Source organism: Paenibacillus dendritiformis (assembly GCF_945605565.1).
GTDB classification, from domain to species: Bacteria; Bacillota; Bacilli; order Paenibacillales; family Paenibacillaceae; genus Paenibacillus_B; species Paenibacillus_B dendritiformis_A.
In genome coordinates, this window is record NZ_OX216966.1 from 4333566 (window position 1) to 4349095 (window position 15530).

Sequence of the window (15530 nt, forward strand, 5' to 3'; positions counted from 1 at the left end):
AAAGCCTTTGGCCACATAGTGGATCCGCCTTAAAAGTGAACTTTTTGCCCCGTTTTCCCGGATTGGTAGATAGCCGCAACCATTTTCTGCGTCTTCAATGCTTCTTCCCCGGTAATATGCAGCGGAGCGCCATTGACGACCGCATCGTAGAAATTCCCGATTTGATGAATGTGGCTTATGCCCCAATACGATTTGACCCCTTCGCCATAATCGATAAGGTTGGTGCGATCCGAATCGCGGCTGATTTCTGTGCCATCGTCATAGAAAATGCTGCCTTTCTCGGCCCGGATATACGCTTTCCCCTTCTCGCAATGCAGCTCAATCTCGACGGGAGCATCATAGCTGTGATAGTTCATGGCATAGAAGGAGGCCATGACCCCATTATTAAACTGGATCACCCCGTCAGCCACGTCTTCCACATCAATCTTTTCATGCGTACGATTTTCAATATGAGCGGATATCGCCGCAATATCGTCGCCAATAAACCATCTCATCAAGTCCAGCGTATGAATAGCCTGGTCGATGATGACGCCGCCGCCTTCCTTATCCCAGGTGCCCTTCCAATCGCTGAAGCTGTAATACTCGTCCGTTCGCTTCCATGTAACCGAGCAGCGGGCTCCCAGGACGCGGCCCAGCTTGCCGCTGTCAAGCGCTTCCTTAATCAGCACCGAGCCGGGATTGTAGCGATTTTGGAAGATGACGCCAAATGTAACCTTGTTGCTGCGGCACGCTTCAATCATCGCTTCCGCATCTTCCACGGTAATGCTCATCGGCTTCTCAGTGATGACATGCTTGCCTTTCTCTGCCGCATAGATAACGACTGGCGCATGCATATGATGCGGCGTGCATACATGAACAACGTCCAGACCGGCTTCATCAATCATTTGTTTATAGTCCAAATAATAGTCGCAGTTGTATTGCTTCGCCGCTTTTTGCGCCCGCTCCTCTTTGAGATCGCATACAGCCACTAATTCCGCGAGATCATTTAACTCAACAGACTTGGCATGCATCGGAAAAATATTACCGCAACCAACGATGCCAACACGTTTTTTTGTCATGAATCGTCCCTCCATCCTTGTATCGCATTCGACGAGAACGCTTGCAACCAGATGATTCACCTCTATCATATCTCGGCATAGCGGAACTGCCCATGAATGATTTCGGTGTTACCTGAACTATTTTGCTGCAATTTGAAGTTTATATCTCTCCTGGCGCACAAATTCAATGCATCCCGCCATGCACGCTTCCGCCTGCTTCGGCTGATAGCTCGGATGAAAAGGATTCATAAACCCATGTCCGCCCGGGATGACCTCAACGCGTGTCCGCTCTGTCTCCCTCAACTGCTGCGCTAATCCAGCGACATCGAATTGCTCCTCGCTTGCAAAGTACAACAAGGCAGAACAACAAGGCTCAATGTCTGCGTAATTGCGAATTCTTGAGCCGTAGAAGCCGATAACTCCGTCAAGGCTGCCGCTGTCGCTGCACATCCAGGCTACGGTGGCTCCGACACTGAAGCCGGCCAACATGACTGCATCATAGTCTGGGCGGCTCGCTTCAACGAGTGCTCGCACTTCTTGGGCGGAGGCATCGAATCCGACCTCATTGATAAAATAGGAATACGCGTCTGCTTCCTCCTCATAGGCAAACGGCGCTCTGCCCAATAGATTCGGCGTCAACACATCATACCCTTGCTCTTCAAAACGTTGGCGATAATAAGCGATATGATCGTTAACCCCGTATATTTCGTGAAGCAGGATGATGAGTGTTTTTCCCGTCTGCTGTTCCATATCTCGACCTCATTTTTCAAAGAATGGCTATGTGACAATCAACCTTCTGCCAGGATGCTGCGGAGGATTTTTTTGCTTTCGATATCTTTAGGTCGTGGCGTTCGGCCGATTTGCTCGAATACTTCCTTTTCTTCAAGTAATTGAGTTGGACTGAGGACGAATGCCGATATTCCATTCAGGGTGTATTGCTGTAACGGAAGCGAATCCGCCCTCCACACCCATTCGGGTAGTCCGTTCGGAATAATATGTCCTTCACTTGAACGAGTCAAATAAAGAAATTGGATGTCCACAGTCCCTTTACGGAAATCTGTCTGCCTGTCACTTACAGGCATCCTGTCGAACTCTGCTTCTATAAGGGCGCGTTCCAGACTTTCTCGATATTCTACCCATGTGACTAGGTCAAGGTCTTCATGCGGTCTCGTAATCTTCCCAAGCAGAAAGTCGATCGCCCAGCCTCCCCGCAACCAAAACTCCCCCCCAATCGATGAAAATATGGCATTAATCTCGCCAAGTATCCTCAATTGGGATAAGGTTTGATCATCCGTTACATGCTGTGACATGTAATTTTCCCCCATATTTATTTATCTTATAAGTGCAAGCTGCCTGTTCTTCGTGCCGCTTATTGCAGCGGCTGCCTCTTCGATATCCTTATACAGCGATTCGGAATGGCCAAGCCCTCTCCCTTGCGCATGACCTGGACAACCGGACATATATGCCCCCCAACGAACTCCTTAACGGGGATATAAGAATTCACATAAGCTTGCGTCGTTTCCCTGCCATTGCGGCAATCATATTCTAACGGCAACCCCGCGCTGTCGCCGGTTTCCTTTTGCTTGCAAAATAAAATATGGGCGTAATCGGCCACGGCAATAAGGAACTCATCCACCGGCAGGACAACCTCCAGCAGCACATCGCCAATATATTGGCGCATCAGCTTATAGCCTAGATTACCGTAATAAGGGCAATTCGTGAGCCAATTCGGAAGCGGCTGGAGAAAGCCTTCCACCAAATAACGGTCTTGATAGAGCGCCGGCACCTGGGGACAAGCTACGGGCCGCTGGGCATGCAGCCCCCCGCCAGGCGAGAATATGGAGTCGAGCCGGTCTGCGTGGGTATAATGGTACAAGGTGAGCATCCCGCCAGCCAACTCAGGCGCCCCCTCCTCCACTTCCACATAGTTGGCGAGACGCAGGCCTTCCTGCTCCAGGAATCGCTGTCCTAATCTTGTCATTACCAATCACCTGCCTTCGCGGGCATGTCTCGCGATCCTCATCCCTATGTTCCTTGATGTAGTTTTTTCTCATAGATTAGTATCTCTTTGTTGTTGCCGTTTGTTTTCGTATCGATCCTTTTGAAGCCTTGCCGCATCCAGAAAAGATGGGCCCGCGTATTTTTCGTAACGACTCCGATTCGGTATTTGCCAATGCCCTGGCTGTCCATGAGCTCTTCAAATAACTGTACGGCCTGTCCGCCATATCCCTGTGACTGCAGGTCGCCGCTTACCACCAGGAGCCCCAGCCATGTGCATTGATCGGCCGGATTCATCGGCAAATATTCCAGGATGCCAATATAGTCCGCATCATCTTTTAATAGCATCCGCTGAGCGCCGATGCGATGGGCCTGCTGAATATCATCAAGCAATTCTTCTCTTGAAATGATCTCTTTATTTCTGGATACGAGATTAAATAAAGGGTTGGAATTGATTATGGCTTCTTCGACATCGACTAGCTTCGCCGATGATTTCTCAAACGATAACATGGACATGGTCTTCATCCTTTCGAATGCATGCTGTATATCATATCTGTCAGTTCATCGCCGGATAAAAAACCAAGATTCGAGTACAGCTTCTCCGCCGCATTGCCGGATGTGACAAATAGGCGCAGTATGGAATAGGTATCATTCAACTGATGAACCGCTCTGCGTAACATATACTTGCCCAGTCCCTGCCCCCGGCAGGCAGGCCTGACGGCAATCTCATAAATGAGCGGGAGCTCTTCCCACAAAGATACGAGGCAAAGTCCAACGATCTCATTCGTGTCTTGGTTGACAAGAATGGAGGAAGCATCTCGCGTCTCCTGCGTAACATGCTTGAAATAATAATCGATATCTTCCTTATATTGAGTATCCGGGCGTTCATCCGTCCCGCGCCGGTAGGCCTCCTTCATCAGCTCGGCCAGCACCATGCTCTGGGTGGGCTCCGGCGGGATGCATATGTACGGGCTTGCCAGCGCGAGGTCCTGCTGCTCCGTAGGCCGGATCATGCATTTTCTGGCCGGGAGGGGCTTGAAGCCTTCGGCTTCGAAGGCGGACAGATGCTCGGGAAGCACGTTATAAGCATAGATGGAGCCGGAGCCTGAAGATCGGCCGACGATATGTTCCTTGAGAAAAGTGGCCATCGATGACGACCATTCGTATGGCGGGAACAGGAACAAGGAGCCAATAGCTTTATCGGTCAGCGTAACCCCGGCCACCCTGGTCCCGTCGACAACGATCCAGTAGCAATTCGTCGCCTCCTTCATCATTTCCTGCAACGCGTCCCAGCTCGGTCTGAACCATACATTTTTCCGATAGGTTGCAAACTGCTTGGAGTACGTTCCAGCGTCGGCCGGGATTAGCTTGTAACCCGTCGAATCCATGGGCTGTGTCATACCATCACCATCTTTTCGTGTCGTGTTTATCCTACTTTGTTCCCCACTGCGATCCAGCGGCCATCCACATCCTCGAATACGAACTCATGATTGTTGTAGTCCGTCGTTGCCAATGGGCGAACGATCTTAATTCCTTTGCTAGCCAGCTCGCGTTCCAATTCCCGTTGGTCATAGGCTACGAAATAGGCGTCATATCCATAGCCGTGAACGATGCGATTGGGGACGACGGCATCATGTTGCGATTGCGTCAACACGATCTCGATAGCGTCTCTGTACAAGCATACATGGGGCTCTGACGATTCAAGATAATACACCGCTCTGAAGCCGGCATGCTCATAAAAGGCCGCTGTCTTCGCCATATCCGGTGTCGGAAAAATTTGCAGGCAATGCGAGAAGCCTTTGCACATTATAAACTACTCCTTTTTTCGATTCAGTTCTTCCAGCTTACGGTTCATATCATCTATCGAATGCTGTATGGACTCCATTCTTCGCAATGCAGCGTATTGATTTCCTATTATTCCGGCAAATCCCACGATCAGAATAATAATGATCAAAATCATTCCCTCCTATTATCTTCGTAAGGGACGGGCCCATTTCCTTTATCCCTTCCATTTGGAAAATAAAGCGCATAAAACAAATATACCACTGCCTCTAATTACTGGAAATGATATTTAATAAGCACTTTGTTGCATCGCTTTCCGCTTCCTCTGCGCAGCATAAACACTCAACCCGCCAAATAATCCTTCCGTAAAACAGACGGCAATCGCATGCGTGAAATCCCCCGTAAAGCCGGTGTCAAAGAGCCGGAATGGAAGATGGTAAATAATGGGGTCGTGACCATCCGGCAAACAAGAAAGCGACGAGAAAGCTGACAGCCAACCCCGCCGTCAGTTCGCCTGCACTCTGTTCCAATCCCAGCAAATATTTGCCGCCGGGCGTCGTAATCAGCATCATCCCTCCGAAGCATGCTCCTGACAGAAGAGCGGCTCTCAGATTGCTGAGCAGAAGGAGCAGAAGCGCTTCCCGCTCCGGCTGTTTAATAACGATAGACGGACTCTTGACCTTCCATGTAAATAGGGCCATGCAGCCTATCATAACCGTGACAAAAAGAGCCATAGCAACGCTGTTGGACAAGGATGCTTTCTGATAAAAAGTATCCAGCACCCAAGCTGAGCTGAAAAAAGCCGCTGCCAGGACATAGAAGTATCCGTTTCTAAAAAGCGCTGCCATGTTTATGTTTCCTCCACAATTCCGTACTCCACTTGCTAAAAAACAATCTTCGAAGCATCTGCGAACGTTATCCATCCGATCCCGCTTACGAACACTTTCACCGGATAGCATTCCGCTTGCTTTTGATTCGAGAAATACCATTCTCGGCCTGTCTTGACGACAATGAACAGCCCGTGCTCATCTCCAACCGGAGTAAGGCCTTCATTATCCGGTCTCCAGTTCGGCACGCCCATTTCATTCAGGGCCCTGACTAAAGGAATCACCTCATTGGCAACAACTCCGATTTCACTGACGCCATTGATATCACGACTGCCGAACGGATGCGAGATTGCGTTGGATAAATTATGCCGGGCGATGAATTCGACGATGTTGCCGGAAGGATCTTCAAAATAGACGGAGTGGGCATTCCAGGAGGTAAAAAATACTTCATCCTCCCCGTCTTCTTCGATTAAAGTCACTCGGGCTTGAAGCCAGCTTTTGGCTTCACGGAATTTATTTTCTGGAATGTTCATGGCAAAATGATAAAAAGGGCGGGCAAACGCCGTTGTCGTCTGAAACGTTACCTGGGTATCCCCCGCCTGTACGGTAAAGGAATCGTCCCGGTCCTCGACAAGTTCAAGCTCCAGCACATCGCGATAGAACGATTTCGTTTCCAACGGATTGCCCGTCAATAAAATGGCGCGCTCCACAATCATTCCCTTTCCCTCCTCCTAATCAATGGCTTATTCCGTCCTATTCCTCGACCTCGCGTTCGTGTTGGCGGCCAAGTCAATTAACATTCATTGATTCACGAACCCAATTATTTTAGAATGCGGACTGGGCGTCATCATGCCGCGCTCCGTGAATTCTTCTCGTTTTCTTAATCTCCTGTAATTACAATCATTGTATCTGATTATATGATAACAAATGAATTAAACTTAAAATAGCAACAAAAAGAGCAAGACAAGAACCTATATCGTTCCTCACCTTGCTCAATCGAGATATTCGCTGCAATCATTGACTCACAGACCGGGACCTCATCTTTCAGTGAGCCGCAGAGGCACATTCCGCTAAATACCGAATAATGTCGCCACGGCTGATCATCCCCGCCAGTACCCCGTTCCTTTCCACGATGACTTTTTGGACTCTTCTATTGCAAAATAACGTGGCCACCTCTTCAATGTTAGAGTCAACTGGGACCGTTGTCACATCGCGCGCGGCAATTTCCATGACATTGCGGCCGGCCAGGCGCTGCCATTTCGAACCGATGGCTTCCTCATCGATATATACGGGCAGAGGCATATACGTTTGGAATATCCAAAACTTAATATCAAAATTTCGAATATACTGCATCACGTCGCGTTGGCTGATTAACCCGGAAATCTCGTTACGCTCGTTAACAACGGGCAGCGCGCTAACCCGATAAGCAGCAAATCGCTCGATTGCGGTTTCGACCGTATCGGTTTCCTTCACCTTGATGACCCGCCGAACCATAATGTCGGAAGCTAACATAGCCAGCTCCTGCTCCCTTCTATCCATCTACACCTTCTGTCAGTTTCTGTTCGTAATACTCAACCAGGTCTCGCGAGAACTGCTTGATGCAATCCAACTGTTCCGCCGTATATCGATCAAGAAACTGGAGAAAGCGATTCTCCTCCACCTGGTGCAAATGCTCGTGCAGGTCGAAGAGTTTGCGGCCTTTGGGAGTCAGGCGAAAATATACTTCTTTTTTGTTGTCATTAAGCTGCGTGCGCTTGACGAATCCTTCATCGAACAGCTTCGACGTCATCTTCGTAATGCTGGCCTTCGACAGCTCCATCTTCTCTGCGATCGATGTCGTATTGATTGGCTCATAACGGCCGATGCAGTCGATGACGTGAATAATGGTGAAGTTGTATGCCCCTTCACTTAGTCCCTCTTCTAATGCTTTCTTGCGAAATGTTGCGATTTCCCAGGTCTCTTCTTGCTCGATCAAGTGCATCATTTTCCAGCGAAGATCATATATTTGTTTTTTTAATGGATCGGAATGCTCCATTTCTGCAAGTGCCCCCTTTCTATATATCCCGCTGTATCAATGACGAATTCATTTTATTTACTGAGGTAACAATACGGGCTGCAGTCAAAATACTTGGACAAAAAAATGGGCGCAGCACTGCATGCATTCAAATAAACAGCACACCTGCATCCTTTACACAGCAAACAAAATTATTATAACTTAGTTGATAATGATTATCAATATCATAAATAAAAAAAGCCCTCTATTTTTCCCGGGAGAAAATAAGAGGGCCCTGTTCTCAGTTCGATCAACAATCAACGCCATTTGAATTTCCGCTATATTTTAACTTATCGCCGCAGCTGCTTCAGAGATGCTGCTCATATACTTCATGATGTACTCCATCCTTGCCGCTTCATCGTATTCGATGTTCAGATCGATCGGTGTCGTTATTTGCTCGATCAACGAATCCCCTACAAAAATACAATGGTGATTATAGCATTGCTCATCATGCAGCACCTGCTCAAGACAACTCCGAATATTGGAGGCAACCCCGGCGTTGTCGGGATGCATGATCCATCGGAGCTCTTTCCAATCCAATATCCCTTCCGCTGTCTTTACGGGTGTCGGGTAACGTTGCTCTTCCGGAATAGCGGCTGCATATAGATAGAGCCCGCCAAAATCTCTTCTCTCCCCGGTAGTCCATGTAATTAAGCCCTTAAAAGTAAGATCAAGAGCTTCAATCCCTGTTTCTTCCCTGATTTCCCGCAGCATGGAAGCTCTTGGTTGTTCATTCTTCTCGATCTTCCCTCCGACTCCGTTCCAACAGCCCATCCATGCCGGCTTCTCTCGATTTAACAGCAATATTTTGCTGCCTTGCTTGATTAAGCATAATGTGTATTTCAGCATTCCGTCTCCTCGCTCTGTTCTTGACTTGGCTGCAGCCTATTATTCTATTATCCCCTACGATGAGCCGGTGCTCAATAGAAATGAAACAAAAGCAAGCCATCAATCCGAAAATTGAAAGCTTGCCTCTCAGTGAAGTGTGCATCATACAAAATCAGTTGTTTCCCAGCATTTCCGGCAGCTTGTCCAGCAGCCATAAGCGGGTGAAGGCATCCGAGTCCGACTCCTGAATGTACAGACGGTACACATGTCCGTTCTTAACCGCAGGCAGCCCCTTCCAGATCGGACTCTCCAGAAGCGCATCAGTCGACCGCTTGGCCTCATCGTCAACCGGATCGAGGATAAAGATGCGGTCGCCCGCGAACTCGCCAAGCGATTCGGGGGAAATCAACCTGAAGCCCTCACTCGCATCCAGAATCTCCTGAATCGGAGGCGTCGGCTTCAACCCCCCCGGACCGTACAATAACTGCGGAAGACCGGCCCGCGCCATCACGAACAGACGGTCGCCGGGATAATACGTGAAGACCGATGCCGTCTCCCCTGGCTTCAGCACCGTGGCATGGAGGTTCTCCCACATCTTCGCAGCCTTGTCATGATACGCTTGAAGCCAATCCTCCACTTCCTTCTCTTTGTTGAAAATGATGCCGATCTCCTTCATCCGTTCGTCCAACGAGGCGAAGGTGTCGAACATGATCGTCGGAGCGATTTTGCTTAACTGCTCATACTCTTTCTCATCCACACTGCCGATAATAATGAGATCGGGGTTCAAGGAGGCGACCTTTTCCAAATTGATCGGAAATCCAATATTCTCAATCTGGGAGGCTTCCTTCTCATATCTTCGTCCTTCCAGATGATCTCCGAAAATGCCGGCCATCGGAATTCCGAGCTCAATCAAATCCCCCGTCGTCTCCCCTGCAAAAATGATGTTATCCATGGATGCCGGCAATTCAATGGTGTGTCCCTTGTAATCCGTATAGGTTCGAGGCGAAGCCTGTTCCGTTCCCTCTTCCTTGCTTCCGGTCTGATTCGAATTCGCCACATCGGCCGCCGCCGCTTTATCCGGTCCCGCTGCAGCCGGGCCTGCATTTTGATTGCCGTTCGCGCACCCCAGCAGCATCATGCTCATGACAGCCGCTAAGGCCGTCGCCGCCACAGTTTTCCTTCCCCACTTCATCAACATTGTTCCCTCCGATACATGCCAAGATCTATGTTTTGTGATAATGATTCTCATTATCTGTTATTGAGAGTACTGAATATCATCCAGGATTACAATGGATAAAATCGAAACGGCTGTTATCATTTGTACAAAAGGGAAAAAGCCGCTCTGCCTGAGCGGCTTCTGGCTTCTCCTATTCAAATCAGTTAATACGAATCCGTCTCATGTCCTTTGCGTTCAGCTTCCTTGACCGCTTCACCCGTATGCGTGGAGCCGATCGGGCCATGATCGGATGAACTCGCGCTGTTCCGCAATCCTTCCGCAACGCGGCGCCCATAGTCCTCATCACATTTCGTGAACAGCTCGATCATTCGCTCCTGAATATGAGTATTGCAGGTCTTCAAGGTATTGACCAGATTCAAGATGAGATCATTGCGCTCGAACTCATCAAATGCCCGGTACGTCTCGCCTGCTTGCTTGAAATCATTCGTACGGTCAATGCTGGCCCGCATCAGCTTCCCTTCGACATGCGGCGTGTACTCCTTGTTCGTTCTGGGCGCTTCCTTCAAGCCGTTCAACGAAGACGGCTCATAGTTGATATGCGGATTTTGGCCTGGTGCGACATCCACATAATAGGCCATTTGACCGTCGCGCTGATTGGTAGCCACCCGCTTCTTCGGCGCATTGATCGGAAGCTGCAAGTAGTTCGCGCCAATGCGGTAACGCTGCGTATCGGAATAAGAAAGTGTCCGTCCCTGCAGCATTTTGTCATCCGAGAAATCCATCCCGTCGACGAGCACCCCGGTTCCAAAGGCGGCCTGCTCCACCTCGGCAAAATAGTTCTGCGGGTTTTTATTCAACACCATCCGCCCGACCGGCAGCCACGGAATGTCTTCCTTCGGCCATATTTTCGTATCATCCAACGGGTCGAAATCCAGTTCGGGATGATCATCGTCGCTCAATATTTGCACGAACAGCTCCCACTCCGGATAGTCACCGCGTTCAATCGCCTCATAGAGATCCTGTGTGGCGTGGTTGAAGTTTTTGGCCTGAATCGCCTCGGCTTCCGCCTGTGTCAAGTTTTTGATTCCCTGCTTCGGTTCCCAATGATATTTGATGAGAACGGCGTCTCCGTCTTTGTTAATCCATTTGTAAGTATTTACGCCGGACCCTTGCATTTGACGATAGTTGGCCGGAATTCCCCACGGGGAGTATACGAACGTGACCATGTGAAGCGTCTCCGGCGAATTGCAGCAGAAATCGAAGAAGCGTTCACCGTCTTGAATGTTCGTCACCGGATCCGGCTTGAAGGCGTGAATCATATCCGGGAATTTGATCGCATCGCGAATAAAAAAGATTTTCAGATTGTTGCCGACGAGATCCCAGTTCCCGTCCTCCGTATAAAATTTGACGGCGAAGCCTCTCGGATCGCGAAGCGTCTCCGGGGAATGTCCGCCATGAATGACCGTAGAGAAGCGTACAAACACAGGCGTTTTTTTACCTGCCTCTTGAAACAGTTTCGCACGCGTATATTTGGAGATAGGCTCCTCTCCGACTTTTCCGTAAGCTTCAAAATATCCATGTGCTCCTGCGCCGCGAGCATGCACGACCCGCTCTGGAATGCGCTCGCGATCAAAGTGCGTAATTTTTTCGATGAATTGGTAATTTTCCAGCGTAGCCGGTCCCCGGTTCCCTACCGTCCGGATATTCTGGTTATTGCGAACGGGGTGCCCTTGACGGGTCGTCAGCGTGGAAGCATCCTCTCCGTCCGCCATGCGCATATCGAGCGCATCCCCGGAGCCCCTTACGGAAGTGCCGTGCTCCTTCGCGTCGCCTTTCCCACCGATGTTCATGTTTTTATTATCCATCTTCGTTCTCCTTCATCGAGCTTAATAATTGCAGGCTTATATTCTATTATTATGAAATTCCGCAATGGATTATTCAGGCAGGGGAGAATTCGGACAAGTTTCCGGAAGCTTGCAACTTGCCGACTCGTATACACCCGGCGTGGCGGTCGGATTCGGCGCGATGCAATCATCGCGATGGGTTTACAGGGGGGGGAATGTCAATGGAGGCCGATATTACAGTGTTCAATACAATTCATAAAAAAAAGGGCTCTCGCCCCTCTCAAACTAGTTCACATTTGAGAACATGCAAGTCCCGATCATGCTCGCCCAGCTTTCCCGCGATGTAGTCGAGTTGCAGCTGCAAGTCTTGGAAATTCTCGCGAACCTCGCCTTGAAATTGCGACATCTCGTCCTTGAATTCTAGCATCTCGCCCTTGAACTGCGACATCTCGTCCTTGAATTCCAGCATCTCGCCTTTGAACTGCGACATCTCGTCCTTGAATTCCAGCATCTCGCCTTTGAACTGCATGATCTCGTCTTTGAATTGCGTCATTTCGCCTTGAAACTTATACATTTCCATTCGGAAGGCTTCGTTCCTCGCGGATTCCGTCTCCAGCCGGTCCAGGATTGCAACAAGTATTGGTTTGATCTCCTCCAAATGTGAGCATCTCCTTTCCTGATCGGACTTTATAGCATTTATAATATGCATTATACACTTTTGAACTGTTAATAGCTAATGAATTTTATAGATATATAGAACTTTTATTTGAATAACGTTAATACATCATGGCTCGTCCACAAACTTTGCGCTAAGCCAGAAGGTGCCGGATATAATGCTTCCCACGGCAATATCCTTATCAAGCAGTTCCAGATCGGTAACGACATCGATTTCTCCGCCGAGTGTTTTTGCTTTGCACCAGGAGAAGGAGCTTCCGGTGTATTCATTTTGAATGAGCGACGCCTCAACGACTCTTCCCGTAAATATTGCGGTTGATGCAGGTTCATTCGAATTTCCGAACAAGCCGGAAGGGATAAATGATTCAGCTGCGAATTTCACTTCCCCTTCTTGGGATTGACTATATTCTTCTTCATTATCATATACATTGACCTCATGGGAAAAAGCAGTCAACTGGATGCTTATCCGTTGCGGAACTTCGACCTGGCCAAAAAGTCCAAGGTTCGGCATGTCGAACACAAACGGGCAGGTGCCAGATTCAAGAGATTCGTCTGGTTCCATCCAGGCATGACATGCGCCGTCCAGCACAGAATCGGTCTCCCGATCGATTATCGCCGTAAGCCCGACCTCCAGTCTTGATGTACCGGCAAAGTGCGGGTTCAACCCGATGATCTCATTTTCTTGATTAACCTGCAGCCACAGTTCAATTCCGTTGCCTGCTTCAAAGTATATATATTGGCCTTGGTCTGCCTCCAGCAGCGTTCCGTGCTCTATCGCAACGCCAGCTATCTGCTCAAAGTCTTCACGCGATTTCACTGGAAATCCGATTGATGTCATATGGTTTGCCATGTTCATCCTCCATTTGGAAAGCGTCTGCCTCCACCAATATCAATGCTTGCCATGCAGTTCCTTTTGATACTTGCTGTGTCCATCCGTGCTTCCTGCATACTGAAAGCCGTTCGCTATGTAGTAATCATTGAGCTTCCCATTGTCGCCTACACAATCCAGCTTTATGTATTTCTTATGTTCCGGAAATTGTAATCCTCGTTCGATCCAGCTTAAAATCGCCTTGCCCAACCCTTGGCCCGAATGGGATCGGCACAAGGCCAATCTATGGATAAAAATGGAGTCATCCAGACGCTCGCCTTGCCAAATATGCCGATCCCAAGCTTCCGGCTCCAAAAGAATGGTTACGGTTCCGATCACAATGCCTTCCTTCTTGATGACGAATGCCGATCCGCCTTGAATGCTAGTCATGACATCATCCCGCCCGTATCCGTCCAGAAAATGTCCCCATTGCCGGATGCCATTGCTGCGGAGCCAAGTCGCGGCTTCAAGAAACAGTTCGAGCAATATATCATGGTGATTCAGCTCTGCCCGTTGAATCGTATAGTCATCCAATAGCTGGTGCTGTATTATCAACATCTTATTATCCAAATGATTCACCTCAACTAGAATATCTCAAATTGCGAACGGGCATCGCCTGAATCTGCGCATCGTACTCCTTCGCCTATCCATTAGCCAAACTGTCGCACTTATCTAACAGGGTCCGCAACAATTGAGCTGTCTGTCCTTTTTTCTTCGATGCTCTTAATCTATTGCGAATCGGCCGCAGCGACCTTTTGAATGCTTCTGGCCCTTTTCTTTGTACCATTTGTACGGCTGCAATTCGCAGCGTACGTTTCATCAACAGAGCAATGGGGCGTTCGGCCTTTGACCTCATTCCCCGGCGCAGCACTCGCAGCGCATGTTTATATGTTACCACATCCTCCCATGCCGGCATAAGAGCGAATAAGTTCAATTCGGGATCCTTGCATCCATTCGATCGGAACATGATTCTCAAGTTATCAATATTCCCGACTTCTCCTCGATAAAGATTCGGATGCATCTGATGATACCCGAGAAGCTGCCTGATGCAGCGGAAACGAATTTTTTTGCGATGCAGTCGATATCCAAGCTCCCAGTCTTCCAGCCCATATTTGAAAAATCGTTCGTTGAAGCCACCAATCCTTGTCACATAACTTCGCTTAATGGAAACACAACGAGTAATCAATTGAAGCCAAGGCGCCACATCCGTCTTGGCGAATTGCTCCTTAACACCGGGAGCTTTTTTATCGGGAAGGATAAGCTGCGACAGCCGCTCCCTCTGATTGACCAGATCATCCGGAGTAATGAGCGGAACGATGTGATCGATCGTTTCGTATTCATCCTTCCATAAGCCGGCTTGCGTGAGTACATCCCGGCACATCTGCTTTTCCTCGGGGGAGAAATCCGGGTGGACATGGGTATAGACGTCGTCCCAGGAATAAGGAAATGCAGATAACACGCTCCTTGGAAACATGCGATGGCTATCATCCAGGATTCGAAAAAATTCAGGGACAACAACAAAATCAGCATCACAAAAGACCACATATAACCCTCTTGCATGCCGCAGTCCCAAATTTCTGGTGACAGACCTTCCTCTTTGCACCTCATTCGATAAATAGGTAAGCGGGCTTGTTGTGTGGAAGCCTTCGACAAGTTTTCGGGTTCCATCGGTAGAACCGTCATCCACGACAATGATTTCGTATTGCTCCTTCGGATATGTTACTCTATCTAATGCAACAAGCGTAAGCAGCAACTGTTCGGCTCGATTGAAAGTCGGGATAATGACGCTGTATCGAATAGCCATGAATGAACTGCCCCTTTCTGCCGCTGAATAGGGATGGGCCTGTAAGGCCTATGTTATTGTATTCATTGCTCAGATGCCAAGCTTAGACCAACACCCGTTGACAGCAAATAATTATCGTTAAGGGAGTCAAATCAAAAAACCCACCCGTGGCGCCAACCATCGAGAGGGTTTTTCCTGTGTTTGTTTCATTTCAAGGGGACTACGATTTATCCATAGGGAACAGCTCCGCCACAAATGGCGTGACATCAAGTTCCGGTAATTCATCTAGGGCGATCCAGCGGGCTCCTAACGAATCCTGTCCGCTCGTTCTTAATTCATAGCGGTTATCAAGCAATTCTACATCATAGATGATGCCGATATGATGAAGCTCTTCCAATTGATTTGCGGTATATGGGTAAATAAGCGTATATGAGATCGCTGATCTAATCTTTCCTGCGATACCGGTCATGCCGGTCTCCTCTTCTATTTCTCTTTGGAGAGCTTCATACGGCTTCTCTCCGAACTCAATGGTTCCGCCGGGAAGATCCCATTTTCCGGTATGCGGGCCTCTTGCTTTTTGAATGAGAAGCAGTTCATTGTTCTTGATAATGACCCCATACACGCCAAGGTGAGTGTATCTCTTCATACTTCCCCTCTT

Annotated in this window: 20 protein-coding genes; all 20 read right to left on the bottom strand. The window is 48.8% G+C overall.

Translation table 11 applies throughout. From position 1 onward, the window contains the following. Positions 1–29 precede the first annotated feature (29 nt). On the bottom strand, positions 30–1058 hold the full coding sequence (locus tag NNL35_RS19270; protein ID WP_006679797.1) for a Gfo/Idh/MocA family protein: 1029 nt from the start codon (positions 1056–1058) through the stop codon (positions 30–32). Positions 1059–1175: 117 nt separating this feature from the next. Next, positions 1176–1787, bottom strand: coding sequence for a dienelactone hydrolase family protein (locus NNL35_RS19275; protein WP_006679798.1), 612 nt, complete (start codon positions 1785–1787; stop codon positions 1176–1178). Positions 1788–1825: 38 nt separating this feature from the next. Further along, positions 1826–2347, bottom strand: a complete 522-nt coding sequence (locus NNL35_RS19280) for a nucleotidyltransferase domain-containing protein (protein ID WP_100226491.1) — start codon at positions 2345–2347, stop codon at positions 1826–1828. 59 nt (positions 2348–2406) lie between these two features. Then, the gene (locus NNL35_RS19285; RefSeq protein ID WP_006679800.1) at positions 2407–3018 is read right to left on the bottom strand and encodes a hypothetical protein; all 612 of its coding nucleotides are present in this window, start codon (positions 3016–3018) and stop codon (positions 2407–2409) included. 44 nt (positions 3019–3062) lie between these two features. Beyond that, entirely contained in the window at positions 3063–3560 is a 498-nt protein-coding gene (locus tag NNL35_RS19290; RefSeq protein ID WP_254553669.1) for a GNAT family N-acetyltransferase, read from the bottom strand. Continuing rightward, positions 3557–4435 carry a GNAT family N-acetyltransferase gene (locus tag NNL35_RS19295; RefSeq protein ID WP_006679802.1) on the bottom strand — a complete coding sequence of 293 codons (879 nt, stop codon included), beginning with the start codon at positions 4433–4435 and terminating at the stop codon, positions 3557–3559. Before NNL35_RS19295 ends, NNL35_RS19290 begins: the two co-directional genes overlap by 4 nt. Before the next feature lie 26 nt (positions 4436–4461). Next, the gene (locus tag NNL35_RS19300) at positions 4462–4842 is read right to left on the bottom strand and encodes a VOC family protein (RefSeq protein ID WP_006679803.1); all 381 of its coding nucleotides are present in this window, start codon (positions 4840–4842) and stop codon (positions 4462–4464) included. 6 nt (positions 4843–4848) lie between these two features. After that, positions 4849–4989, bottom strand: coding sequence for a hypothetical protein (locus tag NNL35_RS19305; protein WP_006679804.1), 141 nt, complete (start codon positions 4987–4989; stop codon positions 4849–4851). Positions 4990–5230: 241 nt separating this feature from the next. Further along, a complete protein-coding gene (locus NNL35_RS19310; RefSeq protein ID WP_006679805.1) occupies positions 5231–5665 on the bottom strand; it encodes a hypothetical protein in 435 nt (144 codons plus the stop codon). A gap of 35 nt (positions 5666–5700) precedes the next feature. Further along, the gene (locus NNL35_RS19315) at positions 5701–6360 is read right to left on the bottom strand and encodes a VOC family protein (RefSeq protein WP_006679806.1); all 660 of its coding nucleotides are present in this window, start codon (positions 6358–6360) and stop codon (positions 5701–5703) included. Between the two features lie 328 nt (positions 6361–6688). Continuing rightward, entirely contained in the window at positions 6689–7156 is a 468-nt protein-coding gene (locus NNL35_RS19320) for a CBS domain-containing protein (protein ID WP_040734407.1), read from the bottom strand. Between the two features lie 19 nt (positions 7157–7175). Beyond that, positions 7176–7679, bottom strand: a complete 504-nt coding sequence (locus NNL35_RS19325) for a MarR family transcriptional regulator (RefSeq protein WP_006679808.1) — start codon at positions 7677–7679, stop codon at positions 7176–7178. A gap of 303 nt (positions 7680–7982) precedes the next feature. Next, a complete protein-coding gene (locus NNL35_RS19330; RefSeq protein WP_006679809.1) occupies positions 7983–8546 on the bottom strand; it encodes an NUDIX hydrolase in 564 nt (187 codons plus the stop codon). A 151-nt stretch (positions 8547–8697) separates the two neighbouring features. After that, positions 8698–9723, bottom strand: a complete 1026-nt coding sequence (locus NNL35_RS19335; protein ID WP_006679810.1) for an ABC transporter substrate-binding protein — start codon at positions 9721–9723, stop codon at positions 8698–8700. Between the two features lie 182 nt (positions 9724–9905). Next, the gene (locus NNL35_RS19340; RefSeq protein ID WP_040734413.1) at positions 9906–11480 is read right to left on the bottom strand and encodes a catalase; all 1575 of its coding nucleotides are present in this window, start codon (positions 11478–11480) and stop codon (positions 9906–9908) included. A 346-nt stretch (positions 11481–11826) separates the two neighbouring features. Continuing rightward, positions 11827–12099 carry a hypothetical protein gene (locus NNL35_RS19345; protein WP_254553670.1) on the bottom strand — a complete coding sequence of 91 codons (273 nt, stop codon included), beginning with the start codon at positions 12097–12099 and terminating at the stop codon, positions 11827–11829. 231 nt (positions 12100–12330) lie between these two features. After that, positions 12331–13071 (bottom strand): hypothetical protein, encoded by a 741-nt coding sequence (locus NNL35_RS19350; RefSeq protein WP_006679346.1) that lies wholly within the window; start codon positions 13069–13071, stop codon positions 12331–12333. Between the two features lie 39 nt (positions 13072–13110). Further along, a complete protein-coding gene (locus tag NNL35_RS19355; protein ID WP_040734074.1) occupies positions 13111–13647 on the bottom strand; it encodes a GNAT family N-acetyltransferase in 537 nt (178 codons plus the stop codon). Between the two features lie 85 nt (positions 13648–13732). Then, a complete protein-coding gene (locus NNL35_RS19360; RefSeq protein WP_006679348.1) occupies positions 13733–14893 on the bottom strand; it encodes a glycosyltransferase family 2 protein in 1161 nt (386 codons plus the stop codon). A 199-nt stretch (positions 14894–15092) separates the two neighbouring features. After that, positions 15093–15518, bottom strand: a complete 426-nt coding sequence (locus NNL35_RS19365) for an NUDIX hydrolase (RefSeq protein ID WP_006679349.1) — start codon at positions 15516–15518, stop codon at positions 15093–15095. Positions 15519–15530 lie beyond the last annotated feature (12 nt).